This window comes from Streptomyces odonnellii (genome assembly GCF_000981895.1).
GTDB classification, from domain to species: Bacteria; Actinomycetota; Actinomycetes; order Streptomycetales; family Streptomycetaceae; genus Streptomyces; species Streptomyces odonnellii.
The window spans coordinates 1-4,804 of record NZ_LATD01000100.1 but is presented as its reverse complement, the minus strand read 5'-3'; the positions used below and the strand labels follow the sequence as shown (position 1 = coordinate 4,804).

Sequence of the window (4,804 nt, the reverse complement as noted above, 5' to 3'; positions counted from 1 at the left end):
GTGAGGCGAGCGCGGTGAGGAGAAGCGTGGCGTCCATGGCCGCGTCGAGACGGGGCACGTCGCCGACGCGGCCGGCAGATGTGCGGCCGGTGTCGAGGACGACGAGGACGTGCCGGTCACGTTCAGGACGCCAGGTTCGTACGGCCACCGCCGACTGGCGCGCGGTGGCCCGCCAGTCGATGGACCGGGTGTCGTCCCCGGGAACGTACTCGCGGAGGCTGTCGAACTCTGTCCCTTCGCCGCGCGTCAGCACGCTGGTCCGGCCGTCCAGTTCGCGCAGCCGGGCGAGCCTGGACGGTAGATGCTTGCGGCTGGTGAAGGGCGGCAGCACCCGGACCGTCCATGGAACGTCGTGGTTGCCCTGGCGGGCGGCCAGGCCCATGGGGCCGTACGAGCGGACGGTCACGTGCTCCGTGCGGCGGTCGCCGCGGCGGGTGGGGCGCAGGGCTGTGATGAGTCGACGGCGTTCACCTGCCGGAACGGTCAGCTTGTGCCGGGACGCAGCATGCTCGGTACCGGCGAACCAGGCGCTGGGAGGCCAGGCATCGCGCAGGTGGGCGCGGAGACGGCGGCCAGAGGGGTTGGTGACGGTGAGGTGGACTTCGGCGCTTTCGCCGAGTCGAACAGACGTATCACCACTTCGAGTGAACTGGAGCGATCGCACTGGTGCGGCCAGGGCGTAGTCGCACAGAATTGCTAGCGAGAGCGGGACGTTGACGGCAAGGATCCCGGCCCAGCCGGGGGCGTAGATGCCGATGGGGAGAGTGCCAAGGGCCGCGAGGAGCGCGGTTCGTCCGGTGAGGGCCATGAGTCAGCGCCTCATCGGGGAACGGGGACATGGGCGAGGATCGCGGTGATGACGGAGTCGGCGGTGACCCCCTCCATCTCGGCCTCGGGCCGCAGTTGGACGCGATGGCGGAGTGTGGGGAGAGCCAGGGCCTTCACATCGTCCGGGATGACATAGTCCCGGCCGGTGAGCCAGGCCCAGGCGCGGGCGGTGGAGAGCAGGGCAGTGGCGCCTCGCGGGGAGACGCCGAGCGAGAGCGAGGGGGATTCACGCGTGGCACGGCATATATCGACGACATAGCCCGCTATCTCGGGTGAGACGGATGTCTTGGCGACCGCGTCTCGTGCGGCGTCCAAGTCGGCGGGCCCGGCGACGGGCCGTACCCCCGCGGCCTGGAGGTCACGAGGGTTGAAGCCTTCCGCGTGGCGGGTCAGGACGCTGACCTCGTCGTCTCGGGACGGCAGTGACACCGTCAGCTTGAGAAGGAAGCGGTCGAGCTGGGCCTCGGGGAGGGGGTAGGTGCCCTCGTACTCGACGGGGTTCTGGGTGGCGGCGACAAGGAACGGATCGGGCAGCGGGCGCGGAGTGCCATCGACCGTCACCTGGCGTTCCTCCATCGCCTCCAGGAGCGATGACTGGGTCTTGGGCGGCGTGCGGTTGATTTCGTCGGCCAGCAGCAGATTGGTGAAGACGGGGCCGGGCTGGAATGTGAACTCGGCGGTTCTGGCGTCGTACACAAGGGACCCGGTGATGTCGCTCGGCATCAGGTCGGGAGTGAACTGGACGCGCTTCGTGCCGAGTTCGAGGGAAGCGGCGAGTGCCCGTACGAGAAGGGTCTTCGCGACGCCGGGGACTCCTTCGAGGAGGACATGGCCACGGCAGAGAAGGGCGACGACAAGCCCGGTGACGGCGGGGTCCTGGCCGACCACCGCCTTCGCGATCTCGGCGCGCAGGGCCTCCAGGGACGCGCGGGCGCTGTCCGTGTCCTGGGTGTTCCCGGCGTTCTGTGTGGTCGGAGCACTCATGAGGTGCGTACCTCTCTTTCGAGGGCGTCGAGTCGGTCCGCCAGGCGGATAAGAGCGGCGTCGTCGGCCGGGGCCGGGCCGAAGAGCAGAGTGCGCAGGTCCGGGACAGCGTCGACGAGTTGCGCGGCGACGGCCGGGACCAGGGCTTCGGGTGTGTGTGCCTCGGCGGGTGAGACCCCGAGGAGGGGTGCCAGACGCTCGCGGGTCCCCGAGCGTAGGGCGGATGCCGCGTGGTCCCTGGCGTTCGCCTTGCGGTAGAGGCGGGCGCGGCCCTCGGCGGACTCGGAGGCCCGGATGGCGACGGGGAGGCGTTCGACCACGAGGGGGCCCAGTCTGCGTCCGCGCCAGACAGCTGCGAGCACTGCGGCGAGGAGGAGCTGGAAGGCGCCCCAGAGCCAGCCCGAAGGGATCAGATCGAAGAAGCCGCCGCTGTCGCCGTTCCCACTGTTGTCGCCGCTGGCGTCGGCGGCAGAGGCATCGCTGAGAGAAGGGAGGTACCAGACGAGATGAGGCCGGGAGCCGAGGAGTTGAAGAGCGAGCGAGGCATTGCCCTGCTTGTCGAGACGCCCGTTGTAGAGCAGGTCCGGGGAGCCGAGCAGGACGGTGTCGCCGGTGTGCGTGTCCGGGTCCGTACCCGGATCCGGGTCTGTCGCTGTGGCGGGGATCCTGAGCAGGGTCGGCACGCCGTCACTCATGTAACAGCCGTCGGTGTCGGGGGAGTCGGTGATGTATCGGTCACCACCGATGTCGACTGTGCCCGCGCGGTCCGCGGCGGGCAGCGAGCACCGCGGGGCCCGTGCCGAGACGGATGTGGAGGTGTCGGTGCGGACACCGGGGGCCAGCACGCCGACCGAGGGCGGGCCGGCGCCGAGGTGGACGACGCGGCCTCCCGACAGTGCGGTCACATCGTGGAGGACCCCTTGCTGACGGGGTGTCAGCAGGTCCGGATTGGTGACAAGGAGCGTGGTGTCGGGGCCGGTCGCGGCCATGGCTTCGTCCAGTGTCGTGACGACTTTGATGGAGACCCCGTTGGCCTTGAGCAGCTCAGCGGCGGCGCGGCTGCCGGACGGGTCGGCGGAGCGGGGATCGAGCCGGCCGTGCTGGTCACCGGAGTTGAGGGCTGCGATGGCGATCCCGGCGGCGAGGACAAGCGCGAGTGCGAGGAGCAGTCCGCGGGTTCGGGTCCAGATCTGGCCGCCGGTCAGGGAGAGCGACGTCGGGCTGGTGGTGGAGGTCACTCGGCTGTTCCTCCGGATGCGGTGCTCAACTGCGGCTTCGCACGGTCCAGATCGAGATCGAGTTCACGCAGGCGCAGGTATGTCCGCTGGTCGGCGGTGCGGCCTCCGTATGTGACGTCGTCGAACTCGCGCGCGGCGGCGCGGAGCCGGTCCGCATGGCCGGGAAGCGGGCGCCCGGCTTCGGTGGCGGCCTCGTCGGCGGTGCGGCCGGGGCGGGGGTCGAGCAGCGCTCGTTCTTCCAGGGAGCGGACGATGGCACGCATCCGTTCCTGGACGGCCTCGTTCCAGCGGTTGGCGGCGGCATGTGCTTCGGCGCTGGCGCGGTGTTCCGCGGTGCTGCGCGGGCCGTCCTCGAAGAGTGAGCCGGCCGAGCCGGGTATGCGGCGGGGCGTGCCGAGCCGCCACCACAGGGCGGCGACGAGGGCCGCCACGACCAGGATGACGACGACCAGGCCGAGCAGGCCACCGGGGGCGACTCCGGAAGCGGAATCGAAGAGATCGCCGACCCAGTCCCAGAAGCGGTCGAGTGCGCGCTGGAGAAGGTTGGGGCCGTTCTCGTGGTACATCGGTTTGGACAGCTCGCGTTCCGCCGCCTCACGGGCGGGGACGCGAGGGGTGTCCACCGGTGTGTCGTCGCTCAGGCGTATCAGCAGCAGCCGCGCGGATGTCACTCCCCCCGTGATGGACACCGCATCAGCCCCCGGAAGGGCCGTAGCCCGGCACGCCGGCGGCCCGTGCCAGTTCGAGGTCGAGGGCCTCGCGGCGGATGCGCTGGTCCACGTAGAGGAGCACGGTCACACCGGCGGAGATCGGATAGGTGATCGTGGTGGCGATCACCGTGCCGATGCCGGTGATGATCAGGAAGGGCCAGCCGAAGCCCGTACTGGTGCCGGAGACCAGGCCTTCGAGACCGTCGCCGTCCACGGCTGTGGCGAGGATGCCGAACGGCACCGCGATGACCAGCGTGACGAGGAAGGTCAGCACGAGGGTGAGCAGGAGGATGCCGAAGGTGCGCCACCAGGCGCCTCCCACGAGCTTGGCGGAGCGGCGCAGGGACGGCATGACGCCCTGGCGTTCCAGTACGAGCGCGGGCGAGGCGAGGCTGAAGCGGACCATCAGCCAGATCATGACGGCGAGGCCCGCGAATCCGCCGAGCATGGCGAGCGCGAGTCCTCCGGCGGAACCCAGCAGCAGGCCGGGGACGATACCGATCGTCATGACGGCGCTGCTCATGAGGAGGAGCAGCAGCGTCAGGCCGAGGAGCTGGGGGAGCCGGGGCCGGGCCTCGTGCCAGGCATCGGAGAGCGTGACAGGGCGCCCGAGCACGGAGCGGCTGATCACCACGGTGAGTATCGAGGTGGTGAAGAGGGTGCCGACCACGGTGATGGCCAGCGACGGGATCAGGGAGACGAGGCTCTGCTGTGCGGAGTCGGCAGCCTGGCTGAGGGCTTCCGAGGGGGTGGCGTCGGGATCGAGGGCCACCGGCTCGGGGAGGAAGTACCGCTGGATGAGTATGTCGACGATCTGGGAGACCACCGCGACGACAAGGGTTACGCCCAGTACGGTGCGCCAGTGGGCGCGCAGCGTGGAGACGGCGCCGTCGAGGATCTCGCCGACGCCCAGCGGGCGCAGCGGGATGACGCCGGGCTTGGCGGCCGGCGGGCGGCCCCAGCCGTAGCCGGGTCCGCCGCCGTAACCAGGGCCGCCGCCCTGGGGCGGTCCGCCCGGGCCCGGCGCGGGCCGCCCCGGGAGTC

Annotated in this window: 5 protein-coding genes; all 5 read right to left on the bottom strand. The window is 70.6% G+C overall.

What is annotated here, in order from left to right; genetic code table 11:
* On the bottom strand, nucleotides 1-808 hold an 808-nt coding region (locus tag WH07_RS11445; protein ID WP_046498939.1), incomplete at its 3' end, for a DUF58 domain-containing protein.
* 11 nt (nucleotides 809-819) lie between these two features.
* Complete coding sequence (locus tag WH07_RS11440; RefSeq protein ID WP_046498934.1) at nucleotides 820-1,812, bottom strand: AAA family ATPase; 993 nt, start codon at nucleotides 1,810-1,812, stop codon at nucleotides 820-822.
* A complete protein-coding gene (locus WH07_RS11435; protein ID WP_046498931.1) occupies nucleotides 1,809-3,050 on the bottom strand; it encodes a DUF4350 domain-containing protein in 1,242 nt (413 codons plus the stop codon). Before WH07_RS11435 ends, WH07_RS11440 begins: the two co-directional genes overlap by 4 nt.
* Nucleotides 3,047-3,739, bottom strand: a complete 693-nt coding sequence (locus WH07_RS11430; RefSeq protein ID WP_046498928.1) for a DUF4129 domain-containing protein — start codon at nucleotides 3,737-3,739, stop codon at nucleotides 3,047-3,049. The genes WH07_RS11435 and WH07_RS11430 overlap by 4 nt, the downstream gene beginning before the upstream one ends.
* A 4-nt stretch (nucleotides 3,740-3,743) precedes the next feature.
* Nucleotides 3,744-4,804: glycerophosphoryl diester phosphodiesterase membrane domain-containing protein (locus WH07_RS11425; RefSeq protein WP_232788823.1), on the bottom strand; the 1,061-nt coding region annotated here is incomplete at its 5' end.